We start from the raw sequence: 15,476 nt of genomic DNA, 5'->3' as shown, positions 1-15,476 counted from the left end.
TTTCCTGGCATCGCCCTTGCTTCTTTCCTGTCAAACCGGGAAAGGGCCGGGGCTTTTTGCATTCCGCAAAGCCACCTGCATCTATCCCTCTTGTACATTGCATGAGGCGTGCTTTTCATGTCACAGTGCTGGCGAATCGGGCAAAAATTGCCCAGTTGACACCGCCTGACTTAACGATCCAGATGCAAAGCATCTCGTAAAGGCGGGAAAACGCTAGTATTTTGTGCCCCAAAGTGCCCTCGCCTGACAGGAGATGATCCACGTGGAGTCGTTTCTGCAAACCTTGCGGAATCTCGGCACCCTGCGCCTGGCGGGGATCGGGGCCGCTGTGCTGGTTACCATCGGCTCGATCATCTTCTTCGCGGGGCAATGGTCGGCGCCGACCATGGCATTGCTGTATAGCGAGCTGTCGCCGTCTGACGGCGGTGCCATCGTGCAGCAGCTTGAGGCGCAGCAGATACCCTACAAGGCGTCGCCCGACGGTACGCGGATTGAGGTGCCGGCCGATCAGGTGGGCCGCCTGCGCATGATGATGGCGCAGCAGGGCATTCCCAGCGGTGGCAATGTCGGCAACGAGATTTTCAATCAGCCGGAAGGGCTCGGTACCACCGCCTTCCAGCAGCAGATGCAACAGCTGCGCGCCAAGGAAGGGGAGCTGGTCCGCTCCATCCAGACCTTGCAGCAGGTGCAGAACGCCCGCGTCCATCTGGTGCTGCCCAAGCGTGAGCTGTTCGCGCGGCAGGCACAGACGGCGACGGCGTCTGTCCTGCTGAAACTGCGCCCTGGCAAGCCGCTGTCCAAGGAGCAGGTCGCGGCCATCCAGCAGCTGGTGGCGACCGCCGTCCCGCAGATGGAGCCGGCCAACGTCTCCATTCTGGACGACAAGGGCAATCTCCTGTCGCGCGGCCTGCGCCCCAATACGCCGGAAGCCATCGCCGCCAGCGCGGAGGAACGGCGTCTGGCGCGCGAACGCGAACTGACGCAGACCATTGAGGAACTGCTGGGCCGGTCCGTCGGCCAGGGCCGCGTGCAGGCGCAGGTCTCCGTCGAAATGGACTTCGACCGTATCACCACCAACAGTGAGATCTATGATCCTGAAGGTCAGGTGGTGCGCGGCACGCAATCGGTGACGGAAAACAGCGAAAGCAACAACCGCGATGGCGTCGACCCCGTCACCGTGGCGAACAATCTGCCCAACGCCGATGCCGCCAACAACATTGCGGGTGCCAATTCGGAAAAGCGGAACCGTTCCGAAGAAACGGTGAATTACGAGATTTCCAAGACCACCAAGGTGCATGAGCGCGAGACGGGTCAGGTCCGCCGCATGTCGGTCGCCGTCCTGGTGGATGGCAATTATACAACCGCCGGGGATGGCACCCGCACCTACACCCCCCGCAGCGAGGCCGAGCTGGCGCAGTTGCAGCGGCTGGTGCAGTCTGCGGTCGGTGTCGATCCCTCGCGTGGCGACAATGTCGAAGTGATCTCCATGCAGTTCTCGCGGCCGGAGGATGAACTGGCCGCCATGGAAGAGACCATCTTCGGGATGCCCAAGGCCGACGTGATCCGCATCGCGGAAACGCTGATCCTTGCCATCGTCGCCATCCTGGTCATCCTGCTGGTGATCAAGCCGCTGGTGACCCGCGCCCTGGACCGGTCGCCGCAGCTGGATGAAGAGCCCGATCTTCTGTCCGATGGCAGCGGCGTGCCACAGCTGGCCGGCCCCGGCGGCGGCGCGCTTGCCCGCGAACTGGCGATGGAGGCCGCGCAGGCCAACGAGGAACTGGAGCAGATGATCGACATCAACCGTGTCGACGGGCGCGTGCGCGCCTCTTCCCTGCGCAAGGTCGGCGAGATCGTGGAGAAGCACCCGGAAGAAGCGGTGTCGATCATCCGCAACTGGCTCTATCAGGAAAATTGAGGCTTCTGAAGCATGGCAACCATTCAGAAGTTTCTGTTCGAGAAGGATTTCGAGGACGGGTTCGGCAACCCGGCGTTCAAGTCTGCTGACCCGCCGCCGGAACCCGAACCCGAACTGCCCCCCGCACCGCCGCCGCCCCCGCCGCCACCCACCTTCAGCGTGGAGCAGCTGCAGCAACAGGTGAAGATGGCCAAGGATCAGGCGCGCACCGCCGCCCTGGCCGAAGGCATCCAGCAAGGGCGGCAGCAGGCGGAAGTTGAGGCGCAGCAGGAACTGTCCAACGCCCTGCGCAGCGTGGAAAACGGCCTGAAGCAGCTTTTGTCCGTGCAGAACGCGCAGGCGCAGCTGCGGCAGGAGAATACGGCCCGCATCGCGTTGGCCATCATGCGCAAGCTTTGGCCCGGTCTCGTGGAACGCCAAGGGCTGGCTGAGATTGAAGTAGTGATCGCCGCCTTCATGGAAGAACTGGTGGAGGAACCGAAACTGGTCTTCCGCGTGAATGAACGCTGGTTTGATGAATTGCGCGGACGCATCGACGACATGGCCCTTCGCCATGGCTTTGCAGGACAGGTTACCGTCCTGGCCGACCCGAAACTGAGCCAGATGGACGTGAAAGTGGATTGGGCCGCCGGCGGCGCGGAGCGCGAGGTCGGGCGGCTGTGGACGGAGATTGAGCGTCTTGCCGGCGACGTCCTGGCGGATTTCCCTGGTGGGCCGAAGGATGTGATCCTCGCCCCCAAACGTGAGGCGACGCTGTGAGCATGCTGAACATCATAAACAGCGCGGATAGGGGCTGAGATGGCCGCCAAGGACGATATGTCGCTGAGTGATTTCGAAGGCGGTCGCGGCGGCGGTGGTGAGCTGGAAGCGCTGCCCGTCGTCAAGGACCTGGAGTCCGTCTACGACATCCCGGTGCAAATCTCCGCCGTGCTGGGCAAGACCAACATGCAGGTCAGCACCCTGATGCGCCTCAACAAGGGTGCCGTGGTGGAACTTGACCGCAAGGTGGGTGAAGCCATCGACATCTATGTGAACAACCGCCTGGTGGCGCGTGGCGAAGTCGTGGTCGTGGAAGATCGGCTGGGCGTGACCATGACCGAAATCATCAAGACGGAACGGGCGTAGGGCATGAGCGACCGCATCCCCACCCGCAGTCGAACGGCACCGCAACCCCCGCCCCAGGCGGCGGCAGCGCCAGCACCTGCCCCCATGCCGCCGGCTAAGACCCCGCCCCTGCCACGCATGCGGCGACGGCTGGATCTGGCCACCGTCGTGGGCCTCTCATCGGGTCTGCTGCTGGTGCTGGGTGCGCTGTTCATGGGCGGTGGCGGGGTTGGGTCCTTCGTCGATGTCCCATCCATCCTGATCGTGCTGGGCGGGACGGCGGCCATCACCACCATTTCTTTCTCACTGCTCGATATGAAGGCGGCGCTGAAAGCTCTGTCCTCCACCATGATCGCCAATACGCCCGACCCGCGCGCGGCAGCGCAGACAGCCCTGTCGCTGGCGGAATTCGCCCGGCGCAGCGGGCCACTGGCGCTGCAGCCGCTGGCCAAAAGCACCAAGGCTTGGCCCGTTCTGTCCAAGGCGGTGGAACTGATCGCCGATGGTCTGCCCGCCGATGATGCCGAACGCATCCTGCGCACGGAGATCGAGGCCAACCTGTCGCGCGCGCGGACAGCGTCCGCCGTGATGCGCCGCGCTGCGGAGGTGGCGCCCGCGATGGGCCTGATCGGCACGCTGGTCGGTCTGGTGCAGATGCTGGGCAACCTGTCGGACCCGTCCACGGTTGGCCCCGCCATGGCCGTGGCGCTGATCACCACTTTCTACGGGGCCATCCTGGGTTCCATGGTTTTTTCCCCCATCGCCGCCAAGATCGACCGCAATGCGGAACGCGAGGCGCTGGTCGACGGGCTTTACCTGCTGGCCGCCGGTTCGGTGGCGCGGCAGGAGAATCCCCGCCGGCTGGAGGTGATGATCAATACAGTGCTGCCGCCCGAACTGCGGCTGACTAACTATGAATGACTTCCGTTTGAACGACCGGACCGGTGAGTGAAAGGGTAGGACGATGCGTCTTCTGATCGTGGGAACACTCGAAGGCTATATCAGCGCCGCCGGCAAGATCGCCCTGCAGAAGGGGGCGAAGGTCGCGCATACAGATAGTATCGAGGGGGCGCTGAACGCGTTGCGCACCGGCCAGGGTGCCGATCTGGTGATGATCGACGTCAAGTTGGACGTGCGCATCCTGGTTGATGCCCTGAAGAATGAACGGTTCGCGGTTCCCGTCGTCGCCTGTGGCGTGGGCACCGATGCGCAGGCCGCCGTGAAGGCCATCCGGGCGGGTGCCAAGGAATATATCCCCCTGCCCCCCGACGCGAACCTGATCGCCGCTGTGCTGGAGGCCGTGGCGGAGGAAAGCCACGCCATCGTCAGCCGCGACCCGGCCATGGCCGCGACCCTGTCGCTCGCCGACCAGATCGCGCCCAGCGACGCGTCCGTCCTGATCACCGGCGAAAGCGGGACGGGTAAGGAGTTGATGGCCCGTTATCTTCACCGCAAGAGCCGGCGGTCGGGCGCGCCTTTCGTTTCCGTAAACTGCGCCGCCATCCCAGAGAACCTGCTGGAAAGCGAGCTGTTCGGGCATGAGAAGGGTGCCTTTACGGGTGCCGTCGCCCGGCGCATCGGCAAGTTCGAAGAGGCCAATGGCGGCACCTTGCTGCTGGACGAAATCTCGGAAATGGATTTGCGCCTGCAGGCCAAGCTGCTTCGCGCCATTCAGGAACGGGTGATCGACCGGGTGGGTGGCAACACGCCGGTCAAGGTGGATATCCGTATTCTGGCCACCTCCAACCGTGACATGCTGTCAGAGGCCAAGGCCGGGCGGTTCCGCGAGGACTTGTATTTCCGCCTGAATGTGGTGGCCCTGCATCTACCGCCGCTGCGGGATCGTCCGCACGATATCGCGCTGTTGTGCCAACATTTCGCGACGAAATATTCGGAGGCCAATGGCCTGCCCGAACGCACCGTCGGCCCCGCCGCCATGGCTTTGCTCCAGTCGCATCACTGGCGCGGCAATGTGCGTGAGCTGGAAAATACCATGCATCGCGCCGTGCTGCTGTCGCGCGGGACGGAGATCGGGACCGACGCCATCCTGCTGACGGGTGCCGATCCGACCTATGCGCCAACCCCAGCTGCCCCCCCGCAGCCAACCGTCTATCAGCCGGCACCGCCGCCACAGCCGGTAATGCCCGCTGCCGCGCGCGCCGCCAACAGCTATGGCAACGCGTCGATCTATTCGCCGCAGCCTTACGCACCGCAGCCCTATCCGCCGGCACCACCGGCCCCGGTCATTCCCGTGGCCGATGCGGGCAGCAGCTTCCTGCCCGCTGGGTCAGCGACCCAGGCGCTGGTGGGCCGCACTGTGGCCGATGTCGAACGCGACCTGATCATCGATACGCTCAAGCATACGCTGGGCAACCGCACCCATGCCGCCAATATCCTTGGCATCTCCATCCGCACGCTGCGCAACAAGCTGAAGGAGTACAGCGAGGGTGGCGTGGCCGTGCCGCCGCCGGCGGGCGGGGTGGAGGATGACCGGGCGGTGGGATGACCGCCCGCCCCCTGATCCCGACCTTCCCTGACACAGAGATTTAAGACCACCGCCCATGACCGACCAACCGCAGACGAATGTAGGCTCCGCCCAGGATGCTCTGCGCCTTATCGGCCAGTCGCTGAAACGCGGCGAGGTTGGGTTCGCGATTGCCATCCTGGCCATCGTGGTGGTCCTGATCATCCCCTTGCCCACTTTCCTTCTGGACGTGGGCCTGACCATTTCCTTCGCGTTCTCCGTCTTGATCCTGATGACGGTGCTGTCGATCCAGAAGCCCCTGGAATTCAGCAGCTTTCCGACCATCCTGCTGGTCAGTACCATGCTGCGACTGGCGCTCAATCTCGCTTCGACCCGTCTGATCCTGGGTCACGGGCATGAGGGGGTGAACGCCGCCGGCCACGTCATCGCGACGTTCGGCCAGTTCATCATGGGCGGCAATTTCATCATCGGCGTCACCGTGTTCGGCATCCTGATGCTGGTGAATTTCAGCGTCATCACCAAGGGTTCGGGCCGTATCGCTGAAGTGGCTGCCCGTTTCACCCTGGACGCCATGCCCGGCAAGCAGATGGCCATCGACGCCGACCTGTCCGCCGGCCTGATCGACGAAGGTGAGGCCCGCAAGCGCCGCAAGGAACTGGAAGATGAAAGCCAGTTCTTCGGTTCGATGGACGGTGCGTCCAAGTTCGTGCGCGGCGATGCCGTGGCCGGTCTGGTCATCACCTTCCTGAACATCATCGTCGGCATGATCATCGGCATCGCCCAAAAGGACATGGAGTTCCTGGAGGCGGGCCAGACCTACACGCTGCTGACCGTCGGTGACGGTCTGGTGTCGCAGATCCCGGCCCTGCTGGTCTCCCTGGCTGCCGGTCTTATGGTGTCGAAGTCGGGCTCCACCGGCTCCACCGACAAGGCCGTGTTCGGGCAGTTGACCTTCTATCCCACGGCCCTCGGTCTGACAGCTGCCGTAGTGCTGGCCATTGGCCTGCTGCCCGGCATGCCGAAAATCCCGTTCGGCCTGCTGGCCATCGGGTTGGCCGCCGCCGCCTATTATCTGCCGAAAACCAAGATGATGCGCGAAGCGATGGAGGCGGAGCAGGAGACACAGGCCGCCGCCGCCGCGGCCCCCGCCCCGGTCGCTGACGAACCGATCTCCACCGCGCTGGCCATCGATCTTGTCCGCCTGGAGTTGGGTTATGGCCTGCTGTCGCTGATCAATTCGGAGGTCGGCCACCGCCTGACCGATCAGATCAAAGGCCTGCGCCGGCAGCTGGCGGGGGAGATCGGCATTATCATGCCCGCCGTCCGCATCCAGGATAATTTGCAGCTGCCGCCCAATACCTACCTGATCCGCATCAAGGAGATTGAGGCGGGCCGGGGCGATGTGCGGCCCAACATGCTGTTGTGCATGGACCCGCGTGGCGACCGTATCGGCCTGCCGGGCGAGGCAACGACGGAGCCGACCTTCGGCCTGCCCGCCATGTGGATCGATGGGGCCTACCGTGAAGAGGCGCTGTTCAAGGGCTATACGGTCGTTGACCCGCCCACCGTCGTCACCACGCATCTGACCGAGATCATCAAGGACAATATGGCCGATCTGCTCTCCTATGCGGAGACGCAGAAGCTTCTGGACGAGATGGGCAAGGAACACCAGAAGCTGGTGGGCGATGTGGTCCCGACCCAGATCACCATTGGTGGTTTGCAGCGCGTGTTGCAGAACCTGCTGGGCGAACGTGTGTCCGTGCGCGACCTGCCGACCATCCTGGAAGGTGTGGCGGAGGCCACCGCCTATACCCGCAACATGACCCAGATCACCGAACATGTGCGCGCCCGTCTGGCGCGTCAGATTTCGGACAGCAACACCAACGATCTGGGCTTCATCCCGCTGGTCACCCTGTCGCCGGAATGGGAACAGGCCTTCGCGGAAAGCATCGTGGGCGACGGCGACGAGCGGCAATTGTCCATGGCCCCGTCACGCCTGCAGCAATTCATCACCGCCGTGCGCCAATCCTTCGAACGGTTCGCCATGCAGGGCGAGGCACCGGTATTGCTGACCTCCCCGCTGATCCGGCCCTTCGTGCGCTCCATCATTGAGCGCTTCCGTCCGGCAACCGTGGTGATGTCGCAGAACGAGATCCACCCCAAGGCCAAGATCAAGACGTTGGGGCAGATATGATGGCGGGGCCGAGACATATCTTCCACCGCCATAGGGTTTTCGCCGAAAAGGCTGCTATAGTGGTGGGCTGTAGGATCAACAATGGCTGGAGGGCCGGGAAGGCGGGGTCAGCATGCGTCTGAAATCGTTCCATGCGCCATCCATGCAGGAAGCCATGCGGCTTGTCCGCGAGGTGCTGGGCGACGACGCCATCATCGTGGCCACCCGCGAGGAGGAAGGCGTCGGCGTCCGCGTGACCGCCGCCATCGAGGAAGATGAGGGCATGCTGGCGACCCACGCGCCGGTCGCCGCCCCCAATCCCCTGCGCTTTCTGGAACCGGAAGGCCCGGAACCCATTGATGTCGTCTCCGACGCCCTGCTGCGCCATGGCGTACCGGCGGAACTGAACCAGCGGCTTGTTGATAGTCTGGAAGATTTCGACACACGCGATCCGATGATGGCCATGGCTGCCGCATTGGACGCCGTGTTCAGCTTCCAGCCCATGCCCGATGGTAAGGCTCCGCGTCCCTTCATGCTGGTTGGCCCGCCGGGTGGTGGGAAAACTTTGACCGTCGCCAAGCTCTGTGCCCGCTGTGCCCTGCAGAAACGTCCTGTCGGGGTTATTTCGACCGACACGATCCGGGCGGGCGGCATTGAACAATTGCAGGCCTTCACCCGCGTGCTGAAACTGCGGCTTATCACCGTGGAGGACCCGACGGCCCTGTCGGATGCGGTGGAAGTGTCACGGGGGATGGAACAGGTGCTGGTCGACAGCGCTGGCCGCAATCCCTACAACGCCCAGGATATGAAGGACTTGCGGGAGTTCATCACCGCAACGGATGTTGAGCCTGTGCTGGTCATGCCCGCCGGCCTTGATCCGGTGGAGGCAGTGGAGATCGCCAAGGCCTTCCGTGCCGTGGGCGCCAAGCGCCTGCTGGCCACCCGCATGGACATGGCCCGGCGTTATGGAAGCCTTCTGGCCGCCGCGCATGAGGCTGGCCTGGCTTTTGCAGATGTAAGTGCGACGACAAAAGTTGCCGACGGGCTGACTGCCCTGACGCCGACAATTTTGGCCAAGATGATGATGCCGGAACTGCAAGCCGAACAGCGGCGAGCCAAGCAAACGGGGACCCACGCATGAACGACCTGTCCGCGATGATGGCCGCCTCCGCCAATGTCACCCCGCTGCGCCAGCGCAACATCCTGGCGGTAGCCAGCGGTAAGGGCGGGGTCGGCAAGACCTTCTTCTCCATCAGCCTGACGCACGCGCTGAGCAAGCTGGGTCGTAAGACCCTGCTGTTCGACGGCGATCTGGGCCTTGCCAATGTCGATATCCAGCTGGGCCTGATGCCCAAGCGTGACCTGGGTCAGGTGATCGACGGCATGGTGACGCTGGCCGGCTCCACCACTCGCTATAATGAAGGCGGGTTCGACATCATCGCCGGCCGTTCCGGGTCCGGTAGCTTGGCCAATCTGCCCCCGGCAAAACTGACCCAACTGCGCAATGATCTGACCGATCTTGCCCGGTCCTACGACAATATTGTCATTGACCTGGGTGCCGGTGTGGACCGCAATGTCCGCACCTTCACCGCCCCTGCGGGCATCTCGCTGGTGGTGACGACGGATGAGCCTACCAGCATCACCGACGCCTACGCCTTCCTGAAGCTGTCTTATCAGGCCAACCCCATGGCCGACCTGCGCATCGTGGTGAACATGGCGCAGACGCGGGCGGAGGGCGACAAGACCTATGAGACCCTGCTGGCTGCCTGCCGCAAGTTCCTGGGCAAGAGCCCGCAGCTGGCCGGTATCATTCGCCGTGACATGAAGGTACGGGAAAGCATCAAGACGCAGACGCCGCTGCTGGTCCGTTCTCCCACCTCCGATGCCGCGCATGACATCATGGCGCTGGCGCAGAAGCTGACGACCGGCTGATCGGGCGGGCGGGGCAACGCCCATGTCCGCCCCCCTTCCCCCTGCTCTGACCGGCACCACCGCCTCGGCGGGTCCGGCACCTGCCGGCCCTGGTCTGGTGCCGCTGGCCGATGTCATGATCCGCGCCCTGCCGGACAAGCTGGCAGGGCTTGACCGGGCGCTCGTCGTTTCCGGTCAGGTGGTGGCGCAAGAGGATGGCAAGGCCACCATCCGCACCGCCGCTGGCGATGTGTCGGTGGAAACGCCGACCCCGCTGCCCACGGACCGACCGATCACCCTGCGCATCCCGCCACAGGCGGCAGGTACCCCTCCACGCGCCGCCGCCCTGGCCCCGCCGCAAACACAGACGCCGGCCCCGGCGGTGAACACGCCGGCCACCGACAAGGCTGCGGCACCACAGACAACAGCCCCCAGCCCACCGGCCCAACCGCTGCCACAGATTCAGCCCGGGGCGACCATCGCGGCCATCGTGGTGGCGGCCACGCCGCGCGCACCTTCACCCCCCGCCCCGGTCAGCACCAGCAACGCCGCCAGTGGTGCCACCGTCACGGTACCGGCGGGCCAGGCACCGGCCCCGACAGCAGGCACGCCCGCACCTGGGCAAGCCAGCCCCCCGACCGCTTCTGCCCCGCCGGCCCAAACCGCTCCTGTTCCGCCCCCTCTCCCTTCCGTAGGCGGCAGCGCCCCCCCGCCCCAGACGCCAAGCCCCGCGCCGGCGCAAACGCCTGCCGTTCTTTCCCCGTTGGCAGCCCTGTTGGGTGATGCACCCGTCACCGCGACCCCGCAGCGTGGGGCGGCACCCGTGATCGCGCAACCATCCGCCGGGCAGAAGCCTGCCCCAACAGATACGGCCGATCCGGCATCGGCGCCGCTTACTGAGAAGCCTGCGGCTCCCCCAAACCCGGATGCGGCGCGTCTGGCCCGTTTGGCGCGATACAACATCCCCACGACCCCATCATCCGGCCTGTTCTCCTTCCAGGACCTGGACAGCCCGGCCAGCCGACAAACCTTGCCCGCCGAGGCAAGGCTGCGCGGACCTGTACCACCGCCCCCGCCAACCGCACCGGCAACCGGCAGCACACAGACGCCGCAGCCGCAGCCCCTCCCCCCCGGCGGCAACCGGCCGTTGGATGTCCCTGCCCCACGTGGCGACACGCCCCCGCCCTCAGACACAACGATACGGTTCCCGGAAGCAGCGCCACCACCCGCTCCGTCACAGCCGGAACTGGCGAGGGCAAGGGGGCCGTCCGCGCCATCGGCCCCGACAGCGCCGGCAACGTCTGGCGAACCGACGCCAAAGCCTTTGCCGCCGGCTGGCATCACTCCCCCTCCGGCAGAGAGCGAGCCCAAGCCTGCATCCCCACCAGCGCCGCCCCCCGCCAATTCGGGGCAGGCGTCGCTATCCACCGCGTCCAGCCCGCAGATGCCCTCCCGCCTGCGCGACGGGCTGCCTCCCTCGGCCCCGACCGCACCACCCACGGCGGGGGAACCGAAGCCGCCACCGATTCTGCCTCCCGCACCGCAACCGCAGGGGGTGCTGCCCCTCCCCGTAGAGACGGCACGGGCCCGTGATGGCCAGCCAGCTTCTACACCTACTGCCCCCCCCACGGTTGAGCAGCCAAATCCACGACCGGCACCCGATGCCGGACAACCAGCAGCGCCGCAACCGCAGGCAATCCAGGTGGCGCGCCTGCGCGGCGGTCAGCCGCCCTCTCCCCCAACGGCACCGCCGACGGTGGGCGAACCAAGACCACAGCCGCTTCCCAACCCAGTACCCGTGCCTGTTGAGCAGTCCCCGGTACCGACGCCAACCCAGGTGGCGCGTGGTCGTGACCCGATGCCGCCGGCCACGCCCACGGCACCACAGACAGTGACGGTGACAGGACCGAAGCCGACATCACCGCCGCAGCCCCCGCCACCTGTGCAACCGGCACAGGCCGAGCAGCCGGCAGTGCTGTCGGCCCGTCTGCGCGATCCACACACCCCTGCGCCCGCTACCGCACCCCCAACCACGGGAGGGGAGCCGGCACCCAGCCTGCGTCCGCTGCCCGGACAACCTCCATCGCCCCCAGCCCCCGCAGGTGGTGAAAGCGCCCCCACCCGTCCGACGCCACCGCCATCACAGCCGGCATCACAGGCACCCGAACCCGGCATTCAACTGGCACGCGCGCGCGGTGATACCCCGGCTCCCGCCACGGCACCGCCAACGGGAGAGATGTCAACCCCCAGGCCCGCTCCCGGCGATGGGATTGTACGGCCAGCGCCATTGCCAAACGGACAGCCGGTGCAATTGCGTATCCTGTCTGTGGATATGGCAGGAAATCCACCCGCCATGACCGGCGAAGCGCCAGCCAACACCGTCACCGGCACCCTGGTCGGCAATACCAGCCAGGGACAGCCGGTGGTGACCACACCGCAAGGCACACTGGTCCTGCGTGCACGTACCGATCTGCCGCCCGGAACCAACCTGACGCTGGCCGTGGAAATTCCGCAGAACCGGGATATGGCCGGCATGCTGCCGCCGCTGGACCCGGCCCAGGGCACGGACTGGCCCGCCATGCGGGAAGTAATGGCGGCGCTGGTCGCGGCCGACCCCGCCATGGCCCGCAACATCGCCGCCAATATCCTGCCACAGCCGACCAAACGCCTGACCACCAACCTGACCTTCTTCCTGTCGGCCCTGCGCGGCGGGGATGCGGCGGGCTGGCTGGGTGGGGATGCGACGGAGGTCCTGAAGGGCCGTAGCGGCGGACGGCTTCTGGCGCAGCTGCGGGAGGATTTCCAGGCGGCGGCAAGGCAGGCGGCGGAACCCACACCCGATGGTTGGCGCGCCCTGCCCATCCCGTTCGGCGTGCCGGAACAGGTGATGCGCGCCCAACTGCATGTGCGCAGCGCAACGGACCAGGACGGAGAGGAAAAACGTGGCGACAGCCGTGGCTCCGCAAAACGCTTTCTGCTGGACCTGAGCTTCAGCCGACTTGGCCCGATGCAGTTGGACGGGCTGGTCTGGCCGGGCCGTTTTGACCTGATGATCCGAACCCAGAACCTGTTGCCATCGGACCTGCGCCAATCCATCGGCACCATCTTCCGCGACAGTCTGGAAACCGTCGGCTATGCCGGCACCATCGGGTTTCAGACCGGTGCCCATTTCTGGGCCCGTGTCCAGTCGGCATCCCGCGGTTCCGGCGTGCGCGCCTGACGGGCCTCTTGCCAACATGTCTCATGGCGCATCGCCACCACCCGAGTCATAGTTAACCATAATCAGAACAATGTACCGGGGGAACTTCATGGCGATGACACCGGACGGGCGCGATGGAAGGGATCATCCCCAACGCACGCAACTGAATGACGAGTTGCATGCTCGACCGCATATGCGGATCACGACCCCGGCCCGCGTCACGCATCTGGCCCATCTGACAGGGGAGATGGGGGCGGACCATGCCCACCTGCTGGCACTCTGCCGCGATGTCGGCCTGCCCCTGCCTGGATCGGAACTGCGACAGGTGCAGTTGCTGGTCGATGGCCGGACGGTCAAATGGGAACGCCATACCGAATTCACAGCCGTCACCATCGCCGACATGGCGCCGGGAGAGGCCGGGGAATGGTCAGCATTGTCGCCGCGCCTGGCCGACTGGACCGCACGGCTGCCCGGCCCACGTCTGGTGGCCTGCCATCTGCGCCTGGAGCCGGATGGGGAACCACATCACACGCCCGACAGCCTGTCGGCCATTTTCCCACGCGGTGAATTGCTGGGCAGCGAAGTCGCAGGCGGTGAGGCGCTGGTCTGGACCGATTTCCATCTGGGCAGCGACGGGCACACCCGTATCCTGTTGCGCGACAAGGCCCTGTCACCCAGCCACGCGGGACGTGTGGTTCAGCGCCTGCTGGAGATCGAGACCTACCGCATGACGGCACTGCTGGGCCTACCTCTGGCGCGGGATGCAGGACCGGAACTGGCCAGCCTGGAGCAGCGGCTGGAAGGCATTGTCGCTCGCACCGCCACCGGCGGCAATCTGGCTGAAGAACACGGCCTGCTGGACGCGCTGACCCGTCTGGCGGCGGAGGCTGAAACCCTGTCCGTCCGCTGCCGCTACCGGTTCGGGGCCACCACCGCCTATGCCGAACTGGTGGAACGGCGGGTGGAGGAATTGCGGGAGGAACGGATACCGGGCTTGCAACGGCTGGGCGTCTTCCTGGAACGCCGCTTCCGCCCCGCCGTCCGCACCTGCGAGGCGGTGGCCCGGCGTCAGGGTGAACTGGCGGCCGGGATCAGCCGCGCCAGTTCCCTGCTGCGTACCCGCGTGGATGTACAGCGGGCCGAACAGAATGCCGAGATCCTGAAAAGCCTGGAACACCGCGCCCGGACCCAGCTGCGGATTCAAGAGGCGGTGGAGGGCCTGTCGGTGTTCGCCATCTCCTACTATCTGCTGGGGCTGGTGAAATATATCGTAGACGGGTTGCCGGCCATCGATGGTCTGCCGCCAAAGGCGCTGATGACCGGTATCGCGGTACCTACCATCGTCGCCGCCGTCTGGGTGGGTGTCAGGCGTCTGCGGCGGGCGGTATCGTCGGGGAAGTAAGGAACCGCTCCACACCCCCGGCCACCGCCACCGCCGTGGCATAACAGCCCTGGAGCAGATAGCCGCCCGTCGGCGCCTCCCAATCCAGCATCTCACCACAGGCAAAGATGCCGGGCAGTGCCGAGAGCATCAGATTGCCATCCAGCGCCGACAGCTTGATACCGCCCGCACTGGAAATCGCGCGGTCCAAGCCGCGCTGCCCGGACAGGGTGACCGGCAGTGCCTTGACCAAAGCTGCGAGATTGCCCGTGCGCCCCAGATCGATTTCGCCTGCGAATTCGCGGATCAGGGCACCCATCGGCGGCCCCAGGGTCAGACCCTTGCGCAGTTTGTTGGCCAGACTGTCGGCGGGCGGGGTACGGGCCAGCTTGTTCTGCACCTGTGGCCCCGTGAGGTCGGGCTTCAAGTCCAAATGCACAACTGCCTTGCCGTCCCGCTCAATCGCGTCCCGCAGCGGTGCCGACAATGCGTAAAGCGCCCCACCCTCCAGCCCGGTGCGCGTCACCACCAGTTCGCCGGGAACAGTGCGGTCCTTGAAGGTCACGGCAATGCGCTTCAGTGGCTCCCCTTCCGCCCGCTCCAGGAACCCGGCACTCCAGGCGACATCAAAACCACTGTTGGACGGGCGGAACGGGGCGAGCGGCACATTGCGCGCCGCGAGTATCACGTTCCACCCGCCATCCGATCCCAACCGGGGCCAACTGGCACCGCCCAGCGCCAGGATAGTGGCGGCGGCCTGGACCGTCTGCGGACCCGTCGGGGTGTCAAACGTCACGGTCCCGTCGGCCGCCCATCCGGTCCAGCGATGACGTGTGAACAGCCTCACCCCCAACCCGTCCAGCCGTTGCAGCCAGGCGCGCAGCAGGATGGAGGCCTTGAAGCTTTTCGGGAACACCCGGCCGGAGGAACCGACAAACGTCTCCACCCCCAGCCCATGGCACCAGTCGCGCAGGTCCGCCGGTGTGAAGGCGCGGATCAACGGATCCATGAAGGGCCGGGCGGCACCATAGCGAGTAATGAACCGGTCCAGCGGTTCGGAATGGGTGATGTTCAGTCCGCCACGCCCCGCCATCAGGAATTTGCGGGCCGGACTGGGCATGGCGTCATGGATTTCCACGGCGTGCCCAGCCTTTGCCAGCATTTCCGCCGCCATCAGCCCCGCCGGGCCAGCGCCGATGATCAGGATGGGGCGGTTGGACATCAGTGAGATCCTGAAACTTTACCTGGGAGTATCATTCAAAACGCAAAAGGCGGCGCCGTCGCCGGCACCGCCCTTTCCAATCT

General features: G+C 65.6%; 11 protein-coding genes. 10 read left to right on the top strand and 1 reads right to left on the bottom strand.

From position 1 onward, the window contains the following. The first annotated feature begins 262 nt into the window (after positions 1 to 262). The 10 genes from fliF to ABC729_RS03745 all read left to right on the top strand — a co-directional run bounded on the left by fliF (position 263) and on the right by ABC729_RS03745 (position 14,192). A complete protein-coding gene (fliF, locus tag ABC729_RS03790; RefSeq protein WP_495606318.1) occupies positions 263 to 1,918 on the top strand; it encodes a flagellar basal-body MS-ring/collar protein FliF in 1,656 nt (551 codons plus the stop codon). Positions 1,919 to 1,930: 12 nt separating this feature from the next. Next, complete coding sequence (locus tag ABC729_RS03785; RefSeq protein ID WP_495606317.1) at positions 1,931 to 2,677, top strand: FliH/SctL family protein; 747 nt, start codon at positions 1,931 to 1,933, stop codon at positions 2,675 to 2,677. A 39-nt stretch (positions 2,678 to 2,716) separates the two neighbouring features. Beyond that, complete coding sequence (gene fliN / locus ABC729_RS03780) at positions 2,717 to 3,043, top strand: flagellar motor switch protein FliN (RefSeq protein ID WP_495606316.1); 327 nt, start codon at positions 2,717 to 2,719, stop codon at positions 3,041 to 3,043. Positions 3,044 to 3,046: 3 nt separating this feature from the next. Next, the gene (locus ABC729_RS03775) at positions 3,047 to 3,943 is read left to right on the top strand and encodes a motility protein A (protein WP_495606315.1); all 897 of its coding nucleotides are present in this window, start codon (positions 3,047 to 3,049) and stop codon (positions 3,941 to 3,943) included. Positions 3,944 to 3,986: 43 nt separating this feature from the next. Continuing rightward, positions 3,987 to 5,528: a sigma-54-dependent transcriptional regulator gene (locus ABC729_RS03770; protein ID WP_495606314.1), complete on the top strand. Its 1,542-nt coding sequence runs from the start codon at positions 3,987 to 3,989 to the stop codon at positions 5,526 to 5,528. A 55-nt stretch (positions 5,529 to 5,583) separates the two neighbouring features. Further along, positions 5,584 to 7,701, top strand: coding sequence for a flagellar biosynthesis protein FlhA (gene flhA, locus ABC729_RS03765; RefSeq protein ID WP_495606313.1), 2,118 nt, complete (start codon positions 5,584 to 5,586; stop codon positions 7,699 to 7,701). A 112-nt stretch (positions 7,702 to 7,813) separates the two neighbouring features. Then, positions 7,814 to 8,821, top strand: a complete 1,008-nt coding sequence (locus tag ABC729_RS03760) for a flagellar biosynthesis protein FlhF (protein ID WP_495606312.1) — start codon at positions 7,814 to 7,816, stop codon at positions 8,819 to 8,821. Beyond that, on the top strand, positions 8,818 to 9,612 hold the full coding sequence (locus ABC729_RS03755) for a MinD/ParA family protein (protein ID WP_495606311.1): 795 nt from the start codon (positions 8,818 to 8,820) through the stop codon (positions 9,610 to 9,612). The genes ABC729_RS03760 and ABC729_RS03755 overlap by 4 nt, the downstream gene beginning before the upstream one ends. Before the next feature lie 22 nt (positions 9,613 to 9,634). After that, positions 9,635 to 12,811 (top strand): hypothetical protein, encoded by a 3,177-nt coding sequence (locus ABC729_RS03750; RefSeq protein WP_495606310.1) that lies wholly within the window; start codon positions 9,635 to 9,637, stop codon positions 12,809 to 12,811. An 88-nt stretch (positions 12,812 to 12,899) separates the two neighbouring features. Next, entirely contained in the window at positions 12,900 to 14,192 is a 1,293-nt protein-coding gene (locus ABC729_RS03745; protein WP_495606309.1) for a DUF3422 family protein, read from the top strand. On the opposite strand, the gene ABC729_RS03740 is transcribed toward ABC729_RS03745, so the two are convergent. Beyond that, a complete protein-coding gene (locus ABC729_RS03740; RefSeq protein WP_495606308.1) occupies positions 14,155 to 15,393 on the bottom strand; it encodes a TIGR03862 family flavoprotein in 1,239 nt (412 codons plus the stop codon). The two genes, ABC729_RS03745 and ABC729_RS03740, sit on opposite strands and share 38 nt — an antisense overlap. Positions 15,394 to 15,476 lie beyond the last annotated feature (83 nt).

This window comes from Niveispirillum sp. CC-CTL257 (genome assembly GCF_059489915.1).
This window is presented reverse-complemented; position numbering and strand designations above follow the sequence as displayed.

What these genes read in the sequence shown, in the direction of transcription:
- ABC729_RS03785 (WP_495606317.1), top strand. Translation starts at nt 1,931, where the DNA reads ATGGCAACCATTCAGAAGTTTCTGTTCGAGAAGGATTTCGAGGACGGG.
- fliN (WP_495606316.1), top strand. Translation starts at nt 2,717, where the DNA reads ATGGCCGCCAAGGACGATATGTCGCTGAGTGATTTCGAAGGCGGTCGC.
- ABC729_RS03775 (WP_495606315.1), top strand. Translation starts at nt 3,047, where the DNA reads ATGAGCGACCGCATCCCCACCCGCAGTCGAACGGCACCGCAACCCCCG.
- ABC729_RS03770 (WP_495606314.1), top strand. Translation starts at nt 3,987, where the DNA reads ATGCGTCTTCTGATCGTGGGAACACTCGAAGGCTATATCAGCGCCGCC.
- flhA (WP_495606313.1), top strand. Translation starts at nt 5,584, where the DNA reads ATGACCGACCAACCGCAGACGAATGTAGGCTCCGCCCAGGATGCTCTG.
- ABC729_RS03760 (WP_495606312.1), top strand. Translation starts at nt 7,814, where the DNA reads ATGCGTCTGAAATCGTTCCATGCGCCATCCATGCAGGAAGCCATGCGG.
- ABC729_RS03755 (WP_495606311.1), top strand. Translation starts at nt 8,818, where the DNA reads ATGAACGACCTGTCCGCGATGATGGCCGCCTCCGCCAATGTCACCCCG.
- ABC729_RS03750 (WP_495606310.1), top strand. Translation starts at nt 9,635, where the DNA reads ATGTCCGCCCCCCTTCCCCCTGCTCTGACCGGCACCACCGCCTCGGCG.
- ABC729_RS03745 (WP_495606309.1), top strand. Translation starts at nt 12,900, where the DNA reads ATGGCGATGACACCGGACGGGCGCGATGGAAGGGATCATCCCCAACGC.
- ABC729_RS03740 (WP_495606308.1), bottom strand. Translation starts at nt 15,393, where the DNA reads ATGTCCAACCGCCCCATCCTGATCATCGGCGCTGGCCCGGCGGGGCTG.